This is a genomic window from Phocaeicola acetigenes (assembly GCF_027529745.1).
Classification (GTDB): domain Bacteria; phylum Bacteroidota; class Bacteroidia; order Bacteroidales; family Bacteroidaceae; genus Phocaeicola; species Phocaeicola acetigenes.
The window spans coordinates 1-20313 of record NZ_JAPZVM010000006.1; the positions used below are offsets into that span (position 1 = coordinate 1).

The following is a 20313-nucleotide window of genomic DNA, read 5'->3' on the forward strand; positions in this document are numbered from 1 at the left end:
AATTTATCATTAAATTTGATAGGTAATGCTTCTTATCGTAAGCAGAAAGCTCCTGGAGCAATGAGCTCAGAAGCTAATGCTGTGACTGGTGAAGTAACACGCGAGTTTGATATTAATCCATATTCTTATGCATTGAATACTTCTCGTACATTGGATCCGAATGAATATTATGTTCGTAACTATGCACCGTTTAATATTTTGCATGAATTGGACAATAATAATATGAATTTGGATGTAATTGATATGAAGTTTCAAGGTGAGTTGAAGTGGAAACCGTTTAAGAAGATTGAATTATCAGCATTGGGTGCTTATAAGTTTTCTACTACTACTCAATCTCATTCTATTACAGATTATTCTAATCAAGCATGGGCTTATCGTGCTATGGATGATGCTACCATGCGTAATGCAAACCCTTGGCTGTATACGGATCCTGATAAAGCAAACTCATTACCTGTATCTGTACTGCCAGTCGGTGGTTTCTACCGTGAAACAAAATATAGTATGAATAGTTGGGATTTCCGTGCTACTGCAAGTTATAATGATGTATTCAATGAAAAACATATATTCAACTTCTTTGGTGGTATGGAGGTAAATGCATTGAATCGTTCTCAAACCTGGTTTAATGGTGTGGGTATGCAATATGGTATGGGTATGCTTCCTGCATACGATTACTTGTTCTTTAAACAGGGAAATGAAGCCAATACAGATTATTATACAGTAGAATATACTCGCTCTCGTGAAGTTGCTTTCTTTGGAACTGCTACTTATTCATATCAAGGAAAATATACGTTGAATGGAACCATTCGTTATGAAGGTTCTAATAAATTAGGTAAGAGTCGTGCCGCACGCTGGCTTCCGACTTGGAATATTTCTGCAGCTTGGAACATGCATGAAGAAAGTTGGTTTGAAAATCTGAGACCGGCATTGTCTAATTTGACATTGAAAGCTTCTTATTCTTTGACTGCCGACAGAGGTCCTACTAATGTAACAAACTCACGTGTCGTTATTCAGAGTTATAACCCTTGGCGTCCCTTCACAGATGTAAAAGAATCTGGATTGGAAATTTATGATTCAGAAAATAGTGAACTGACTTATGAAAAGAAACATGAGTTGAATATCGGTGCTGAAATCGGTTTCCTTGATAATCGAATCAATTTTGCTTTTGACTGGTATAAGCGTAATAACTACGATTTGATTGGTATACTGAATACGATGGGTGTAGGTGGACAAATAGCCAAATATGCTAACGTGGCAAGTATGGAATCAAGTGGTGAGGAGTTTACTTTGTCGACTAAAAATATTGTAACTAAGGATTTTACTTGGAATACAGATTTCATCTTTTCTCATGCAAGAAACAAAGTAACAGATCTTGAAAGTTCCAAACAAGTTATTGATATGATTACTGGACAGGGATTTGCAATGGAAGGTTATCCGGTTCGTTCTTTGTTCTCAATCGATTATCGTGGTCTGAATGAAAATGGACTTCCGACATTTATTAATGAAATGGGGCAGCTGACAGTAAGTGATATTGATTTCCAGACAGATATAAAGGATTATTTGGTTTATGAAGGACCTACAGATCCTACATTTACTGGTAGTTTTGGTAATACTTTCAGATATAAGAATTGGAAGTTGAATGTCTTTATGACCTATTCATTTGGAAATGTAATTCGTTTGGATCCAGCATTTAGTAATGAATATTCTGATATGGATGCTATGCCAAAAGAATTTAAAAACAGATGGACTAATACAGGAGATGAAGCTTATACTACAATTCCTGTTATCGCAGACAAACGTACTAATCAAGATGATAACTATTTGAATAAAGCTTATAATGCATATAACTATTCTACAGATCGTATTGCCAAAGGTGATTTTATTAGAATGAAGGAAATCTCTTTATCGTACGATTTCCCGAAAAAATGGATTTCCGGAGCAAAAATCAGTAATCTGTCTTTGAAACTTCAGGCTACTAACCTGTTCTTGATTTATGCAGATAGTAAATTGAATGGACAAGATCCTGAGTTCTTTAATACCGGTGGAGTAGCTGCTCCTGTACCAAAGCAATTTACTTTAACGCTGAGATTGGGTATTTAATTTAAAAGAGAGGAGATTTAAATATGAAGATGACATATATTTATAGTGCTGCAATAGGACTCGCATTAGGGTTAACATCGTGTGAGGATTTTCTGGATACAATGCCAGATAATCGTGCAGAGCTGAACTCAGATGAAAAGATTACAGCCATATTGGTTTCTGCATATCCTACACATTCTTCCATTCTGCTTACAGAATACGGAACAGATAATGTGATGGATAATGGAAAAGCATATAATATTTATCATTATTATCCTATTACAGAAGAAACTTATTTGTGGGAAACAAGCTCTGAGAGTTCGGGAAATGATGATCCAAATTCTGTTTGGCAGGGATATTATAGTGCGATAGCTGCAGCCAATCAAGCACTGGTCGCTATTGAAGAGATGGGAAATCCAGAGCGATTGGCCCCACAACGTGCAGAAGCTTTGCTTTGCCGTGCGTATGGACACTTTATGCTGGCTAATGTTTTCTGTCTGCCTTATAATCCGCAGACAGCAAGTAAAGATATGGGTTTGCCTTATGCAAGTGCTCCTGAAACGAAGCCTGAACAAACTTATGAGCGTGGAACTCTGGAAGAGTTGTATAGCAAAATCAATGCAGATATTGAAGCGGCTTTACCTTATGTTGATGATAGAATTTATACGGTACCTAAGTATCATTTTAATGTCAAAGCAGCTTATGCATTTGCAGCTCGTTTCAACTTATTTTATGTGAAGGCCGATAAGTCAAATTATAATAAAGTGGTAGAGTATGCAACGAAGGCGTTGGGAGCTTCTCCTGCTTCTTTAACTCGTCAGATGATAAAATATACTGCATTTGGTGCCGATGATATTTCTAATGAATATATAAGAACTAGTGAAACAGCAAACTTTTTAATGTTGCCAGCTTATTCAGCTGCTGGGCGCTGTATGCTTGGTATGGAACAACGCTATAACCATGCTCGTCCTATTTGTACAAATGAAACTTATTGGGCTACAGGACCATGGGGAACAGGTGGATCAAGTGGATTTTATATTTCTACTTTGTATGGCGGTAATCAGTGTGTACGTTTCCCAAAGATTACTGAGTTTTGGGAAGAAACGGATAAAATTAATGGTACTGGTTATCCACATATTGTCCATGTAGCTTTTTCTGCTGATGAAACATTATTATGTCGTGCAGAAGCCTATGCTTTTCTTAAGGAATATGATAAGGCAGCAGCCGATTTGAATATTTGGCAGAGTGGACATTGCTATGCATCCTATCGTGATAATCGGGGAGTTTTGAGATATTTACCAGAGCTGACAAGAGAAAGAGTTAATGATTTCTTTACTGATATTCCTTATTCTCCAATTGAAGCTATTGTAAATGGTGAATCTGTCGGAACCATTAAGAAAACTTTACATCCACAAGGTTTTATGGTGGAGGCAGGTGAACAGGAGAATTTCATTCATTGTGTATTACATTTCCGTCGTTTGGAAACTTTACATGATGGTTCTCGTTGGTTTGATATCAAACGTTACGGAATTGAGGTAGGTCATAATCGTGATGGATTGAGTGCTGATATTTTGAAAGTAGATGATCCACGTCGTGCTATTCAGTTGCCTAAAGATGTAATTAGAGGTGGATTGACTCCTAATCCAAGATAAACTTTAAAAAGAGAAGGTTATGAAAAATATAAAATTGTTTTTAGTATTAGCTACGGCTTTATTTGTATGGTCTTGTAGTGAAGACGATCTTGATTCAAAGAGTATCTTTGAAAGTGAGACAGTTGCTGAACAGAATGAGTTCGACAAGTGGTTAGTACAGAATTATGTAATACCTTATAATATAGATTTTAAATATCGCTACGATGATAAGGAATCAGATATGACTTATAATTTGATTCCTGCCGACTATGATAAATCTATCGCTTTGGCAAAATTGATTCAGCATGTATGGCTGGATTCTTATAATGAGGTTGCAGGAGAAAACTTTATGAAAGAAAACTGTTTGCGTGTCATGCAGTTGATTGGTTCAAAAGCATATAATGAAGATGAGTCTGTGACATTGGGAGTTGCTGAAGGAGGTATAAAAGTAACATTGTATAATGTAAATGAAATAGACGTAGACAATATTGATTTGGATGTATTGAATTATTGGTTTTTTAAAACAATGCATCATGAGTTTTGTCATATCTTAAATCAGCTGAAAGAATATACTACAGACTTTAATCTGGTATCACAGGGAAAGTATAAAGCTGCTGACTGGGTTAACTTGAATGATAATGATGCTCCTGCTTTAGGATTTATTTCCGGTTATGCCAGTAAAGAAGAAGGAGAAGATTTTGCAGAGTTGACCAGTATCTATGTAACCAGTACAGAAGAAGCCTGGCAAGCACAACTTGATTTAGGTGTTGTACCTGTTTTAGATAATGAGGGTAATCCTACAGGACAATATGATTCGACTGGAAAAGAAACAATTGAAGCTAAGTTTGATATTGTAAAGGAATATTTCCTTACTAAATGGAATATTGACCTGACGACTTTACGTGACGTGGTACAGCGGCGTACTCAGGAAATATATACATTGGATTTAAAAAACTTAAATTGATGGAATTATGAAGAAGTTAAGTAATATACTATGGGGAATACTGAGTCTTATGTTTGTACTCAGTGCATGTGCCCCTGAACAAGATGATATTTTTGATGATTCTTCGGCCAATCGAATTGAAGCTGCAATGAAATCCTATCAAGAAATATTAGTAGGTGCATCAAATGGTTGGTTAATGGAATATTATCCCAATGCTTTACAGGCTTATGGAGGCTATAATATATTGGTATCTTTTACGAAAGATGGAAAGATGCAGGCTTCAAGTGATGTCTATGGCAGTGGAAAGGTATCGGAAAGTACTTATAAGTTATACCAAAGCTCAGGTACTATATTAAGTGTGGATACATATAATGAGGTATTTCATTTTTTCTCTGATCCTGATAATCCGGCAAATGTGGGTAAAGATGGTGACGGAATGGAAGGCGACTTTGAATTTACTATAATGTCTGCTTCAAAAGAAGAAATTATTTTGCAAGGGAAGAAAACAAAAAATAAAATTGTGATGACTCCTTTGTCCGAAGAAACTGTATGGGATACTTATTTGAATGGTGTACAGGCTTCAGAAGGAAAGATGAGCAAGGCTTATGAGTATGAAGTAGATGGAAAAGTTTATTCTATATCTCGTTCTTATAGAACTTTCGTATATTCTTACGAAGAGGAAGGTAAGGTTGTTACAGAGTCTTATCCTTATATACAGACTTTAGAAGGAGTAAAAATGTATTCTTCAATGAATTTAGGAGGAATAGAGGTACATGACCTGATTTTTGATGGAGATACAAAATCGTTGAAGTCTCGTGATGGTAAAGTTGTATTGACAAAGGCCGTTACACCTCCTGCTCAGCTGTTTGTATCCAATGGTCCTTGGTTTGTAACTTATGAAGGGCTTGGAACAGCAAATCAGAAGAATGCAAGTGCTGGATGTGAAGCCATAAAGAGTGTAGTTGGAGCATATCCAATGGCGTTTATTATAGGTAGCTATATTTATACTGATAATGCTTTGAATATTTTGGCAGGACAAGGATATGGAGCTTTGTTATTGGATACTAAAGTGATAAGTAATGATGAGGTGTCTTTGACTTTAACAGGTTCTGGTGACCAATTTGGTGTAGCTTGTTGGAATGGAGGTGGATCTAAGCTTTTCACAACTGTAGCAGGAATGGGGGCCCCAATGAATTGGAAGGTTGTGCCCAATGATCCAGATGAACCTACAGTTATGACTATGACAGAAGTTGGTAATGAAAGTAATGTGATTGTAGTTACAAATCAAGAAACATTATTTGGATATCCAGCTCAATAATAAAAATGTAATAAGATAATTTTCTCTCTTATATAAAGTTTACATATTGGTGCAGTCGTTTTTGTGAAAAAGCGGCTGCACACCTTTTTTATAGAATTACTAATGGATATGAATTACATATAGAACTTTTATTATGCAGAAAGTGCTTTCATCCTGCCTGTAAGAAGGATGAAAGCACTTTTTGTAAAAATAATGTAGAAATGAAATTTACAGAGTGAGCAGTTCTGAAACTGTATTTCTGTCTTCTTTCAGTTGTTCAATCAGGGCATCAAGATTGGGAAAACTTTGCTCTTTACGGATGAAGTGCTGAAACTCAATACGCATTTGTTTATGGTAGATATCACCCGAGAAATCGAGTATATTGACTTCTATGGAACGGTTTGTTCCATTATGAACTGTTGGTCGGCAGCCGATATTGAGCATTCCTTTGTACCGTTGTCCTTCGATATAAGTATATACTGCATATACCCCTTCGGCTGGAATCAGTTTGTCGGGGCAGGAGGGAAGAAGGTTGGCGGTAGGAAATCCTAATTTACGGCCTACCTTATACCCGTTTACTACTGTACCGTCTAAATAATAGGAGTAACCTAGGTAGTGGTTGGCTTGTGTTATGTTTCCTTCTTTTAGTAAGGCACGGATTACAGAAGAGCTGATGGATATGTTTTCTTCCGTCAGAGCTTGTGCCTGAACTACCTTGATGTGTAATTCTTCACCATAGCGGCAATAGTCTTCAAAACCTTCGCTTCGGTTGTGACCAAAACGATGATCATAGCCTATTACCAGGGTACGTACGTTGTATTGCTGGTGAAGAAACTGCATGAATTCGCGTGCAGTGAGGCAAGAGAGTTCGTGAGTAAAAGGCAGCATGATGCAATAATCTCCGGGAAGTGACTGTATGAGATTTGTCTTTTGTGGAAGACAAGATAGTAGTTGAGGCTGATAGTCACTTTGCATTACTTGGCGTGGATGAACCGGAAACGTTATCAGCGCCGTACACAGACCTTCTTGCCGGGCTACTTCGGTTACCTGTTGGAGCAAGTACTGATGGCCGCGGTGTACACCGTCGAAACAGCCGATAGTGGCTGCACATGGAGGAAAAGAGAAGGACTGTATGGCGTCTGTGATAATTTGCATTGTACTGTAATTATTCGAATATTTTGTTTAAATCTGTTCCGGGTATATAATGAACTGCATGTATGCCTACTGAAGCTGCAGCCTGACAGTTTATTTCTGCATCATCAATAAAAAGAGTTTCTTCGGCAGATAATCCGGCTTCGTGCAGTGCTGTACGGAAGATGGCAGGATCGGGTTTTGCCAATCCCATACGGAATGATAGGAAAATCTGTTTGAAACAGTCTTTAAGGTCTTTCCCTTGATGCTGAAATGCATAAGCTGAACCATGTTCCCAATGCAGTTCGTTGGTATTGCTGAGCAGGTAAAGGTTATAACGGGAATGCAGGCTCTGTAATAGTTCCAGTTTTTCTTGAGGAATAGAGAGCAGTTCACTGTTCCATAAACGATCTATTTCTGCGTTTGGCAATTCTGTTCCTATGAGTTGGCAGATTTCTTTGCGGAAAGCGGGAGTATCTATCTTGCCACATTCATAGTCTTTGAATACACCAAGTTCATTGGTTCCGTTCAGCAGTTCTTTGATGTGGGTTGCTCCGGCTTTTTCGAAAGCACGGATGCAACCTTCTACGTCAAGGTCCAGCAAAACGCCTCCCCAGTCGAAGATAATATTTCGGATGTTTGAATTCATCGCTGTATTATTTTTTAGTAAGACGTTTGATACCTCTCCATAATTCACCTATCCACAACACAGCAGAAGTTGCTCCTATAATGTAGAGCCATTCTATCGCTGGAAGCGGTTCTGTTCGGAATACTTTTCCACCGAAGGTGACGATAATAATCTGGCCAATCAGAATAATAGCTGCTACACTCAGCATTCCCAATGCATGACTGGCATCGCGGAAAATAGAATGGTTGGTTCCGAATACACTGGCATTAAACAGATTCCAGAACTGCAGCATGACAAAGATGGTAAAGAATATGGTGAGGTGATGTGTATCCATTCCTCCTGGAAGATGATTGAAATAAACCAAAAGCCCCATTAGGATAGCAAGGAATCCCAATCCTACTCCGAAAATGTTGTTGCGCATGGCAGGGGTAATGATGAAATCGCTTCGGCGACGTGGCTTTTCGTCCATGACATCCATGCTGGGTGAGATGGATGCCAATGCCATGGCAGCAAAAGTATCCATAATCAGGTTTACCCATAGCATTTGGGTTACAGTAAGAGGAAGTGCTGTACCAAAGAATGCACCAAACAGTACGCTGAGTAGAGCGACTACGTTGATAGTAAGCTGAAACACGATAAAGCGCTGTATGTTTTTATAGAGTGATCGTCCCCACATTACAGCTGTAGCGATACTGTGGAACGAGTCGTCGAGCAAGGTAATGTCGCTGGCTTCCTTGGCAACTGACGTTCCGGTACCCATAGACAGGCCGACCTGGGCGTGGTTAAGGGCAGGGGCATCGTTTGTACCATCACCTGTAACAGCTACGACTGCTCCTTTTTGCTGGAGCAATTGTACAAGACGCTGCTTATCCATCGGACGGGCACGGCTCATGACTTTTAAGTCGAGTACACGTTCTAATGCTTCTTCGTCGGTTAGGGCAGCAAACTCGACTCCGGTTATTCGGTTACGTTCCGTATCTTCCGGTTTCCACAAACCAATCTGGCGGGCAATCTCTGTAGCTGTTCCCGGAGTATCTCCTGTTACAATCTTAATACCGATTCCGGCAGACTGGCAGCGTTTTACTGCTTCGGGAACGTCGGGACGAATCGGGTCGCTGATGGCGAAAATACCAATGAAGGTCATTCCTCCTTCGTTTACCAGTTCGGCACAATCTTCTGAGGCCCCATCGGGAATGTATTTATAAGCTACGCCTAAGGTACGCATTGCCTTGTTCTGGTAAGCCAATAGCTGTGCATTATACTGATTGATAGCGTCAGAAGTCAGATTACATTTACTCATGACGATTTCGGGAGCTCCTTTAATATAAAGTACTCGCTTCTTCTGGATAGGAGAATCTACTAAGGTAGCCATGTATTTACGTTCGGTAGAGAATGTAAGTTGGTTGACTACTTTGGCATTTTCACGAAGTTGCATATAGTTTTCTCCTTTGCTGTTGAGCCACAACAAAAGAGCTATTTCTGTAGGGTTTCCTACACCCGAAGGTTTTTCGCCTTCGCCTTTTTCTTCCAAAAAGGCGGTTGAATTGGCTGCAATACCTTCTGCTATCAGTTCCGGATGACTCTCGTCGAGCTGTGCTTCGTATACCTGCATCAGATTTTGTGTCAGTGTTCCGGTTTTATCTGTACAGATTACGGTAATGGCGCCCATGGTTTCGCAGGCATGCATTTTGCGTACCAGGTTATTGGTCTTCAGCATACGGCGCATGTTGAGTGCCAGACTGAGGGTAACGCTCATCGGTAATCCTTCGGGAACTGCTACTACGATTAAGGTAACAGCCATCATGAAGTATTTCAGTACGATACGGGCTATTTCCAGCCATTCGTGCCATCCGGTGACTTGAGTCGTAGTCAGATAGGCATAAAGGTCTTTGGCTGTAAAAGTAAGAAAGGTAAGGGTCGCAATGGTGAATCCTACTTTTCCTATCAGATTGGCCAGTTTGGTAAGCTGGATGTTGAGTGGGGTTTGTTCTCCGCTTTGTTCGGTTGCCTGACGGGCTACTTTCCCAATTTCGGTTGCATCTCCTACTCGTTCTACTTTCATCACTCCATGTCCGTCGGTAATGGTAGTACCGCGCATAACAGTATTCGACGGGTAGGTGGCTTCTTCATCGAAATGAGCTTCATCTGTTGTTTTGTTGACCATTAACTCTCCTGTTAAACTTGATTCGTTCACTTGGAGTGATACAGCCTCTATCAGAATTCCATCGGCAGGTATTTCTTCGCCGGTATTCAATATGACAATATCGCCTACTACAATGTCTTTACGGGGAATTTCGCGTATTTTCCCGTCACGGATAACTGTAACGGGGGTTTCTTCTCCAACTGCATTCAGTAAGTCGAATTTTTTGCTGGCATCGTATTCAAAATAGAAACCGATTCCGGTAGCCAGAAAGATGGCAAAAAAGATACCAATGGTTTCAGCATATTCGCTTTCTATAAAGGAAATAATCAGAGAAAAAAATGCTGCAACCAGCAATACCCGTATTACCGGATCCTGGAATTTCTCCAAATATAACTTCCACATGGAAGGGCGTTTGGGAGGTGTTAATAAGTTGTTGCCGTGTGCCTGACGACTTGCAAGGACTTCTTGTTCTGACAAGCCTGTAAGGTGATTTTCTTTTGACTGTTGTGACATATGCCTAATTATTAAATTATTAAGTGGAACAAAAATACAACATATATTGATAAGTCTTGTCGCATTAGTTTTTTTTATTAATTTTTCCTTGCTAAATGTTGCAGGTTTCATCCTAATCCATTACTTTTGCATCAGTTTTGAAATGTTTAAAATTTCCAGGGCTTGTAGCTCAGTTGGTTAGAGCAACAGACTCATAATCTGGAGGTCCTAGGTTCAAGCCCTAGCTGGCCCACAAAGAAAAAGGTTGTAACACTGGTTGTTACAACCTTTTTTTCGTGTGCAACCTCCCGATTACAAGCTGTTGCTTTTGCCTGTTTTTATCCTCTTTTAAGGCATTTGTTTCACTATTGTTTCAGTGCTACAGAAATGGCTTTAGGAATCAACTCTGCTTTACATGGTGATGAAAGATATAAATAAACTTTATTGATTGAGAAGGATAGGGCATTCTTAAATGGCTGTCCTTTTCTTAAATATCCAATAATTAACCATTTATATTTGTAAGTACGCAAATAAGTACATATCTTTGCACTATAACGAAGGAGGGTTTATGAGAACAGCCAATTACACAGATTTAAGAGCCAATTTGAAAAGCTACATTGATGCGGTTATTGACGATTATGATACTGTAGTTGTCAATCGTGGGAATGGCAAAGGAGTAGTGATGATTTCTTTGGATGAATATAACTCTCTAAAGGAAACGGAATACATCATGTCGTCACCCGATACAATGGAAGCAATACATAAAGGCGAAGAAGATATTAAGAACGGTAACTTTGTATCTCAGAATGAAGGTGAAAGCATAGAGGATTTCTTAAAACGTGTAGCATGTACAGAATAACATTATCAGAACAGGCACGAAAAGAATACCTATACTTTACCCAAAGTCGGAATAAGGCTATCTTAAATAAAATCAAAACCTTATTGGAAGATATTGCTGCACATCCATACACAGGAATAGGAAAACCAGAACCGCTTAAATATGAACTGGCAGGGAAATGGTCAAGAAGAATCAATGCAGAGCATAGAATCGTTTATTCCGTGCATGATGATATAATAGAGGTTTATATATTCTCTATGAGATACCATTATTCCAAGAAATAACAAACTGTCACATATTATTAGTATTGAAGGAAGAGACTATTAAAATAAAATTTAGCTATCAAAAAGGTTGTCATTGGCAAAAACTATCTCGAAAGTATAACGAGATTGTCATTTTGTTCAAGATGACAAAATAATAGTCAAATTTTATTTTGATAGTCTCTTTTTTTATGTCTACTTTTTCGATTGCAAGTTTATCTTGTTTCCCTTCTTTCTTTTTTAATATAATTGTTTTGTTTTTGTTACATCTGTTTTGTTCTTGTTACTTTCTAATTACTAATGAGTTAGTAGGATTTGGTGTGTAATGAAATTGTAATTAACCTGTAAGCCAATTATCAGCAGTATGCAATCTGTAAGAAATATACTCGGAATATTTTTGCGACAGAAAAATAAAAAGAGTAAAGAATGATTGGTGCAAGTAAAATGTGTTTGGCAGCCACGGCAATGATGATAAGTGTCAGTGCTCAGGCATTTACGGTAAAAGGTGTAGTAATAGATAATACAACCAAGGAACCGCTTATTGGAGCTACGGTACAGGTTGTGGGAACTTCTACTGGTGCAATTACTGACATAGACGGTTGCTTTGAAATTAAAGATATAAAAGGGAAATCGTGTACATTGCTTGTACAATATGTATCTTACAAATCACAGGAAATTGTAGTAGAAAAAGGAAATAAAGAGGAATTGGTTATTGCCTTGACATCTGATGAACAACAATTGGGGGAAGTTACAGTTGTGGCAAGAAAAAACTTGGAAAATGAAAGAGCATTGATGGTAGAACGGCAGAAGTCGAGTGTAGCCATTGAAAACATTGGTTCCAAGGAAATGAGTATTAAAGGTATCTCCAATGTTGAGGAAGGGGTGAAGAAGATTACAGGTGTATCTGTTGCTTCTGCCGGACAGATTATTGTACGCGGGTTGGGTGACCGATATAGCACGACGACATTGAATGGACTTCCTATTGCTTCTCCGAATCCGGATAATAAATTGATTCCGCTGGATTTGTTTCCAACTTCTACAGTTAAGAATATTACAGTGAGCAAAGTTTATGAGGCAAATTCATTTGCTGATTATTCTGGAGCTCATATTGATATTGGTACTAAAGAGCAGACTGGTGAGGATTTTTTCAGTGTTTCTTTCAATGTAGGTGGAAAGTTTAATACACTGGGAAAAGATATGTATCGCATGGATCAGAATGGAACATTGTTTAAAACTCCTTCTTTGGATCAGAAACTGCGTGATATGGAATTGTTGGAGTTTGAGGAGTATGCGAAGAAAAACTCATTGTTCGGTACTACTTTTGATGTATCTAAAAAGACAGCGTTACCGGAGTTTGGTGGAAATATTGGCTTTGGCAAGAACTTCGATGTAAATGGTAATCAACTTAGTTTATTGGCATCTGTAGGTATTAGTAATGAACAACAGGCTATGTTTGATTCGAGCGTACGTACATTGGAGGCTACCGGTACAACCTTGAACGACTTTAGCTATGACAGCTATTCAAATGAATTGAAAATAGCAGGACTTGGTAGTTTGGGATATCGTTTCCGTACACAAGATCAGTTGAGCTATACTTTTTTCTATGCACGTAATGCTGTGGATACTTATATGTACCGGGAAGGGTACGATTATGAAGACCATAATTTGATAGGTAGTAATAGTGTGACTCATATTTATAGTCTTCAAAATCATCAGCTCAATGGAAAACACTTTTTTGGAGAACAATGGAGCTTGAATTGGGGAGGTTCTTATAGTAAGACCGCCAGTGATGAACCCGATCGTCGTCAGATTATGTTTATACGTGAGGGTAACAGCATCAATCTTTTCAAACTAAACCGTCAGGAAACTATGCGTTATTTCGGTGTATTGGATGAAAAGGAATGGGTAGGAAATCTGTCTGGGGAATACAAATTTGGAGCACAAAACAAACTTCAGGCAGGATTTACTTATAAGGATAAAACACGAGATTATGCTTCTACCCGTTTTTATTATAACCTGAACAAACTGAATCCTACAATAAATGGAGAGGAGGATATTTATAATCCTTCAGGCTTTTTAAATCAGGAAGCAATAGAAAATGGAGAAGTTTCTATTTCACGTTCTCAGCAACCTAAGGACAGTTATACTGCAGGAAACAAAATTTATGCAGGATATGTGTTGGCTGATATTTACCCGTTGGAAGCTTTATTGGTGAATGTGGGGGTTCGTTATGAAAGCAGTAACCAGTGGGTGGACTATGCGGATGATGGAGGAAAACGTCATCGAAGAGAGTTGAAGACAAACGATCTTTTTCCTGCAATGAATTTACGTTATCAGTTTAACAAACAGCAGAATCTTCGTTTCTCATTCTCTCGTACAGTGACTCGTCCATCATTTATTGAAATGGCTCCATTCCTTTATCAGGAATCATATGGTTCTGCACAGATTCGAGGTAATGCAGATTTGAAGAATGGTTATAATTACAATATAGATTTGCGTTACGAGTGGTTCTTTGATAATGGAGATATGTTTTCTGCTACTGCTTATTATAAACATTTGGAGAATCCGATTGAACAGATACAGACTCTGGCGGGAGGTGCAACTGTACATTCTTTCCAAAATGCCAGCAATGGTATGGCTACAGGATTGGAGGTAGAATTCCGGAAAGAACTTGTTCGCGATTTGCGTTTCGGTGCGAATGCTTCCTTTATGTATACCGACGTAAAACTGCCGGAAGGAGGAGCTTACACCAATACACAGCGTGCACTGCAAGGGGCATCACCTTATCTGGTTAATGCGGATATTACATATAGCCCGCGATTTGGAGAAGTCAAACAGTTGAGTGCTGCATTAGTATATAATTTACAAGGACCACGTATTCAGTCGGTCGGTATTTCTGGATTGGGAGATGTGAAGCAGCAGCCTGTACATACTCTGAATTGGGTGACCAGCTTTAAACTGAACGAAAAAATAGCTTTTAAACTACAGGTAAATGACTTGTTGAATCAGCCTGTGATATTTAAACAGGAAGTACCGTCTACAGGAGAAAAAGTAGAGGTGGAACGATTTAAACGAGGTACTAATTTTGAAATTGGAGTAACATATAATTTATAGTTAAGGTAAAAAACGATTAAACTAAAAAACATTTTATTATGAAAAAGTATTGGAAATCTGCTGCTATGGCATTGTTTACAGGTATGGCATTGTGTACAACTTCTTGTAGTGATAATACAACTCCGTCAGGACCGGAAGAAGGTGGCCAGAATGTAATTGATAAGGATATTACTGAAAACATGACATTGAAATCAGGAGAAACATATACATTGACTGGAGGTGTTCATGTTAAACCAGGCGTAACATTGACGATTGAACCGGGAGTAACTCTTATTGCAAAGTATGATGAGGTTGTGGACTATATTTTGGTAGAACAGGGAGCAAAGATCAATGCACAAGGTACTGCGGAAAATCCTATTATAATGACTTCTGAAAAGAAGGAAGCTGGTGCGTGGGGAGGATTGCACATCTGTGGTTATGCTCATACCAATAACGGATCTGGACTTTCTGAAATCGGTAACGCTGCTTATGGTGGTTCAAATGATAATGATAATTCAGGTACATTAAAATATATCCGTTTGGAATATACAGGATATGCGTTTGATGAAGAACACGAAGCAAATGGTGTTTCTTTCTATGGAGTTGGAAATGGTACTACGGTAGAACATTTGCAGGCATATAAAGGATCGGATGATGGTTTTGAGTTCTTCGGTGGTTCTGTAAATGTGAAATATATGGTTGCTACCAGTTGTAGTGACGACTCTTTCGACTGGACAGAAGGATGGAATGGTAAAGCTCAGTTTGTTGTTGCTTATCAGGAAGCTGAAGGTAGCTTGGGATATGACTGTGACTGTTTGATGGAATGTGACAACAACGGAAATAACAATGCTGCTACTCCGGTTGCTCATCCTGTTATTGCCAATGCAACACTGATTGGAAATGGAGGTACAGAACAGGGAGTACGTTTGCGTGCAGGTACTCAGGTTGAGTTGTATAATGCGTTGATTGCAGGTAAAGGAAAACCCCTGACTGTAGAAACAAACGAAACAGAAAATGCATTGAAAGATGGTACTTCTAAATTGGAATATGTAGCTTTGGATGGGGAAGTTTCTTCAAAACAAGGTATTTATACCAATACAGATTTTACAGCTGTAGCAAGTAATTTGACTAATCAGGTATTCCAGTGGAAGAATAACTATGTAGGTACAGTTAGCGGTGGTAAAGACTTGTCAGATGATTCATTCTTTACAGCTACAGACTATAAAGGTGCCGTAAAAGAAGGTGAAGACTGGACTGCAGGATGGACCTTGTAATAAAATAAAGGACACGAGGTGTCTGTATATCAATTGTTGGCAAATAAAGTAAGTCTGATGAAAAGGCTGAACCCAAGAGTGGGTTCAGCCTTTTTTGATAGAAATCCCATTCATTTTTAATATACTTTCGCTGGACTCCTTTTTTCGTTGTGAAAAGCTTGGATTGCATACTGGAAAAAATGTAATATATTTCTTTTTTTGTGGAATTTTATTACATTTGTTTTTATAACCAATAAAATAAGATTATATGAAGAAATTTTTATCCACATTTGTGATTTTTGCTTGTTTATGGATTGCATTGCCTGCACAAGCTCAAGTGAAGTTTGGTTTGAAGGGCGGATTGAATATTTCTACTTTGTCTTTCTCACAGGATGTGGTGAAGGGAGATAACCGTACCGGATTTTTTGTAGGTCCGATGGTTGAATTTACCTTACCGGTTGTTGGTTTAGGATTTGATGTGGCTGCTCTGTATAACCAAGATGGGGCGAAAGCTACGGTAAATGTAGAAGGAGAGAGTTATAGCGAAAGCCAGACATTGAAGTCTGTTGAAGTTCCTGTTAATCTGAAATGGTCGTTTGGATTGGGAAGTACATTAGGCGCTTATGTGGCTGCTGGTCCACAGTTTGGTTTCAATGTAGGTAGTGGACATTTTTCAGAGGCTTTTGATATGAAGACGTGTTATACTACATTCAATGTAGGAGCAGGTGTGAAACTGATCCGTCATATCCAGATAGGATTAAATTACAATTTTGGTATCAGTAAGCTTGCTAAAGCTGTATCCGACGAATACGAAGGTCCGACTGTTGATATGAAGAAAAATACTTGGCAGATATCATTGGCTTATCTGTTCTGATTCTTCTTGAATGTTGAATATACCGATATTATTTTTAAAAGGTTATCAATAAATTGAATCCTCTCTTGTACGATAGATTCGTACAAGAGAGGATTTTGGTATTTGTTTATAGGCTAGTCTTTATTTAGTCACATGGATAAACTACTCCCCACTCTCGTCTTAGTGCATCCATTTGATGCATGATGCGTAAGGTTTCGGAATGTGGCATATAAGGCGATTCCAGCCATCCTTTTTCGAGTGCTTCGATACAGGCATATACCTGATATTCGTATCCCGTGATTTGCTGAGGTGCATAATATATAGCAGTGGTATTATACTTGCGGTCTACGATACGTACTGATTGCGGATTATTGATGTTTTCTACTACCATAAATCCTTTATCTCCTGCAATGATTCCCTGACGGTCACTTTGTACGTGGATACTGGCTTGGAGCGTAGCCATCTTACCGTCTTTATAGAAAAGGGTAATACTTTCTTGTGAGTCGACACCGGTTTCGGTTTTTTGACATACGCTGTGTGTTTGTTCAATCTCTGTGCCAAATGCCATAGCTGCAAAGTTCAGTGTATAAACACCGATATCCAGCAAGGCACCTCCTGCCAGTTCCGGGCGGATGATGCGTTCCTTGTTGTCGATGACGTAGCTTAGGTTGGCAGATAAGGTACGGGGAGTGCCGATGACACCCGATTGAATTAGTTCCTGTATAGTGAGGGACAGTGGCATATAGCGGGTCCAGATTGCCTCTGTGATGAATACTCCTTTTTCTTTTGCCAGTTGAAGCAATTCCTCTGCCTGGCGGGCATTGGCCGTGAATGCTTTTTCACACAACACCGGTTTGCCTTTCAGAATACACATACGTGCATTGTCGTAGTGCATGGCATGTGGGGTAGCAATGTAAATCAAATCTACTTCCGGGTCGTCTGCCAGTGCTTCGTAAGAGCTGTAAGCTTTAGTGAACTGCCAGTCGTTTGCAAACTGTTGTGCTTTGTCTATCGAACGGGAAGCAACAGCGTATCGGGCGACTCCTTTCATCCCTCCCAATGTGGCTGCCATTTTTGCTGCAATGCCTCCACAACCGATAATACCGATTTTGTATATTTTCATAAGTTGTATTGTATAATTGTTCTTTTGCAAAGCTATAAAAGTTTGATAAACGGGCAATCGGAAGCAAGTGTTTTTTGTACCTTTGTAGCATGAAGAAGTACGTGGATGTCATAGTGCCTTTACCTGTTGTCGGACAGTATACCTATTCGCTTCCGGAGGAATGGGAAAGCCGTGTGCAACCAGGCTGCCGTGTTATTGTGCAGTTTGGAAGTAAGAAATTTTATACGGCAATTGTGACTCGTGTACATGAAGAAAAGCCTGAGGGGTATGAAACCAAAGCTATCAGTGAAGTGCTGGACACAACTCCTGTATTGTTGAAGCGCCAATATGATTTCTGGCAATGGATGGCAGATTACTATTTGTGCACACTGGGTGATGTATACAAGGCAGCGTTACCCTCGGGGTTGAAGATAGAAAGTGAAACTTTGGTTGTGTATAATCCGGAGTTCGAATCGGAAATCCCTCTTCCTCTCAAAGAACAACAGATACTTGATTTGCTCAGTAACGATCCGGAGCAGTATGTTACTCAACTGGAAAAGGCTAGTGGAATCAAATTATTACTTCCGGTTATAAAATCGTTGTTGGATAAACAGGCGATTCGTGTAAAAGAAGAATTAAAACATCATTATAAGCCTCGTACAGAAGCACGTGTAAGGCTGACGGAGCAAATGCGGACGGAGGAGGCTGTACGTCTTCAGTTCGATAAATTGGCACGTGTCCCGAAGCAGTTGGCTTTGTGGATGAAGTACATTGAGTTGTCCGGATGGACGCAGGATGGAACAGAATTAAAGGAAGTTTCCAAAAAGGCCCTGTTGCAGGCAGCCGGTGTTTCTCCTGCTGTATTGAATGGTCTGGTAGATAAACAGGTTCTCGAAGTATATAACCAGGAAATAGGACGGTTGACTGAAACTTCCCGTCAACTGGTGGCATTGAATCCATTGAGTGAAGCACAGCTGCGTGCTTATACCGGAATACTGAATTGTTTTTGCGAGAAAAGTGTATGTCTGTTACATGGGGTAACTGCCAGTGGGAAGACCGAAATCTATATTCATCTGATAGAACAGGTTTTGAAGGCAGGAAAGCAAGTTTTGTATTTATTGCCTGAGATAGCTTTGACGACACAGATTACCGAACGTTTGCAGCGTGTGTTTGGTTCTCGTTTAGGCATTTATCATTCCAAATTTCCGGATGCCGAGCGTGTGGAAATTTGGAAGAAACAATTGTCGGAACACGATTATGATGTGATTTTGGGAGTGCGTTCATCTGTATTTTTACCTTTCCGCCGGTTAGGATTGGTCATTGTAGATGAAGAACACGAAGCAACTTATAAACAGCAGGATCCTGCTCCCCGTTATCATGCACGCAATGCAGCCATCATGCTTGCATCCATGTTTGGTGCGAAAACTTTGTTGGGAACGGCTACTCCGGCTATTGAAACTTATTACAATGCCCTGAATGGAAAATACGGTCTGGTAGAGCTGAAGGAACGTCATCAGAATATTCTTTTGCCACATGTGGAGTTAGTAGATATAAAGGAACTTGCTCGTAAGAAACGGATGACTGCTCAGTTTTCTCCTTTACTCTTGCAAAAAGTACGTGAGGCACTGGAACAGAAAGAACAAGTCATTTTATTTCAAAATCGGAGAGGCTTTGCTCCTATGATAGAATGTCGTACATGTGCATGGGTGCCCAAGTGCAAGAACTGTGATGTCAGTCTTACTTATCATAAAGGATTAAACCAGTTGACTTGTCACTATTGTGGCTATACGGAAACCGTACCGAAATCATGTCCGGCATGTGGAGGAACGGAACTGGTAAACCGGGGATTTGGAACCGAAAAGATAGAAGATGATATGAAGGTCCTGTTTCCCGAAGCCCGTATTGCCCGGATGGATTTGGATACGACACGTACCCGTACGGCCTACGAAAAGATTATTGCCGATTTTGAAGAGCAGCGCACAGATATTCTGATTGGTACACAAATGGTATCGAAGGGGCTGGATTTCGATAAGGTGAGTGTAGTAGGTATATTGAATGCTGATTCGATGTTGAACTATCCCGATTTCCGTTCTTATGAACGTGCTTTCCAGTTGATGGCGCAAGTAGCAGGGCGTGCCGGAAGAAAGAATAAACAAGGTCTGGTCGTGTTACAGACAAAGTCGCCGGAGTTGCCTGTCATTCATGAAGTGATGACGAATGATTATCCCAGAATGTATCAGGAGCAGATTGATGAACGGGAATTATTTCATTATCCACCTTTCTACCGCTTGGTATATGTGTATCTGAAGCACCGTAAAGAAGATGTGCTTGGACAAGCTGCCGATTTGATGGCTGCTTATCTGCGAAGCGGGCTGGGAAGTCGAGTCTTAGGACCTGACAAGCCTCCTGTATCGCGTATACAGACCTTATTTATCCGAAAAATAATAGTCAAGGTGGAACAGACTGCTTCGATGAAAAAAGTGCGTGATTATTTAACTCAAGTACAGCGCAGCATTATGGAAGATGAACGCTTCCGCTCGCTGACGGTTTATTATGATGTAGACCCGATGTAA

Annotated in this window: 14 protein-coding genes and 1 tRNA gene; 11 read left to right on the plus strand and 4 right to left on the minus strand. The window is 39.5% G+C overall.

Features of this window, described 5'->3' with window-relative positions:
- The 4 genes from O6P32_RS08315 to O6P32_RS08330 all read left to right on the plus strand — a co-directional run.
- A partial coding sequence (locus tag O6P32_RS08315) for a SusC/RagA family TonB-linked outer membrane protein (protein WP_269877896.1) occupies positions 1-2097 on the plus strand: 2097 nt, incomplete at its 5' end.
- A gap of 23 nt (positions 2098-2120) precedes the next feature.
- Positions 2121-3728, plus strand: a complete 1608-nt coding sequence (locus tag O6P32_RS08320) for a RagB/SusD family nutrient uptake outer membrane protein (RefSeq protein WP_269877897.1) — start codon at positions 2121-2123, stop codon at positions 3726-3728.
- A gap of 19 nt (positions 3729-3747) precedes the next feature.
- Complete coding sequence (locus O6P32_RS08325; RefSeq protein ID WP_269877898.1) at positions 3748-4671, plus strand: zinc-binding metallopeptidase; 924 nt, start codon at positions 3748-3750, stop codon at positions 4669-4671.
- Between the two features lie 7 nt (positions 4672-4678).
- Positions 4679-5968 carry a DUF4302 domain-containing protein gene (locus tag O6P32_RS08330; protein WP_269877899.1) on the plus strand — a complete coding sequence of 430 codons (1290 nt, stop codon included), beginning with the start codon at positions 4679-4681 and terminating at the stop codon, positions 5966-5968.
- 207 nt (positions 5969-6175) lie between these two features.
- Here O6P32_RS08330 and O6P32_RS08335 read toward each other — a convergent pair whose 3' ends face one another.
- Genes O6P32_RS08335 through O6P32_RS08345 form a run of 3 tightly spaced genes read right to left on the minus strand, consistent with a single transcriptional unit; the run spans position 6176 to position 10362 of the window.
- Positions 6176-7102, minus strand: coding sequence for a bifunctional riboflavin kinase/FAD synthetase (locus O6P32_RS08335; protein WP_269877901.1), 927 nt, complete (start codon positions 7100-7102; stop codon positions 6176-6178).
- 10 nt (positions 7103-7112) lie between these two features.
- Positions 7113-7727 carry an HAD family hydrolase gene (locus O6P32_RS08340; protein WP_178267056.1) on the minus strand — a complete coding sequence of 205 codons (615 nt, stop codon included), beginning with the start codon at positions 7725-7727 and terminating at the stop codon, positions 7113-7115.
- Positions 7728-7734: 7 nt separating this feature from the next.
- The gene (locus tag O6P32_RS08345; RefSeq protein WP_269877902.1) at positions 7735-10362 is read right to left on the minus strand and encodes a calcium-translocating P-type ATPase, PMCA-type; all 2628 of its coding nucleotides are present in this window, start codon (positions 10360-10362) and stop codon (positions 7735-7737) included.
- A 158-nt stretch (positions 10363-10520) separates the two neighbouring features.
- On the opposite strand from O6P32_RS08345, the gene O6P32_RS08350 reads away from it, so the two are divergent.
- From O6P32_RS08350 to O6P32_RS08375, 6 genes are all read left to right on the plus strand, one after another.
- Positions 10521-10594, plus strand: a tRNA-Ile gene (locus tag O6P32_RS08350).
- Positions 10595-10909: 315 nt separating this feature from the next.
- Entirely contained in the window at positions 10910-11200 is a 291-nt protein-coding gene (locus O6P32_RS08355) for a type II toxin-antitoxin system Phd/YefM family antitoxin (RefSeq protein WP_269877904.1), read from the plus strand.
- Entirely contained in the window at positions 11188-11463 is a 276-nt protein-coding gene (locus tag O6P32_RS08360) for a Txe/YoeB family addiction module toxin (protein WP_269877905.1), read from the plus strand. Before O6P32_RS08355 ends, O6P32_RS08360 begins: the two co-directional genes overlap by 13 nt.
- A gap of 402 nt (positions 11464-11865) precedes the next feature.
- Positions 11866-14553: a TonB-dependent receptor gene (locus O6P32_RS08365; RefSeq protein WP_269877906.1), complete on the plus strand. Its 2688-nt coding sequence runs from the start codon at positions 11866-11868 to the stop codon at positions 14551-14553.
- A 38-nt stretch (positions 14554-14591) separates the two neighbouring features.
- A complete protein-coding gene (locus tag O6P32_RS08370) occupies positions 14592-15806 on the plus strand; it encodes a hypothetical protein (protein WP_269877907.1) in 1215 nt (404 codons plus the stop codon).
- 247 nt (positions 15807-16053) lie between these two features.
- The gene (locus O6P32_RS08375) at positions 16054-16659 is read left to right on the plus strand and encodes a porin family protein (protein ID WP_269877908.1); all 606 of its coding nucleotides are present in this window, start codon (positions 16054-16056) and stop codon (positions 16657-16659) included.
- 124 nt (positions 16660-16783) lie between these two features.
- Here O6P32_RS08375 and O6P32_RS08380 read toward each other — a convergent pair whose 3' ends face one another.
- On the minus strand, positions 16784-17761 hold the full coding sequence (locus tag O6P32_RS08380; RefSeq protein ID WP_269877909.1) for a Gfo/Idh/MocA family protein: 978 nt from the start codon (positions 17759-17761) through the stop codon (positions 16784-16786).
- 89 nt (positions 17762-17850) lie between these two features.
- Between O6P32_RS08380 and priA the strand changes: the two genes are divergently transcribed.
- A complete protein-coding gene (gene priA / locus O6P32_RS08385) occupies positions 17851-20313 on the plus strand; it encodes a replication restart helicase PriA (RefSeq protein WP_269877911.1) in 2463 nt (820 codons plus the stop codon).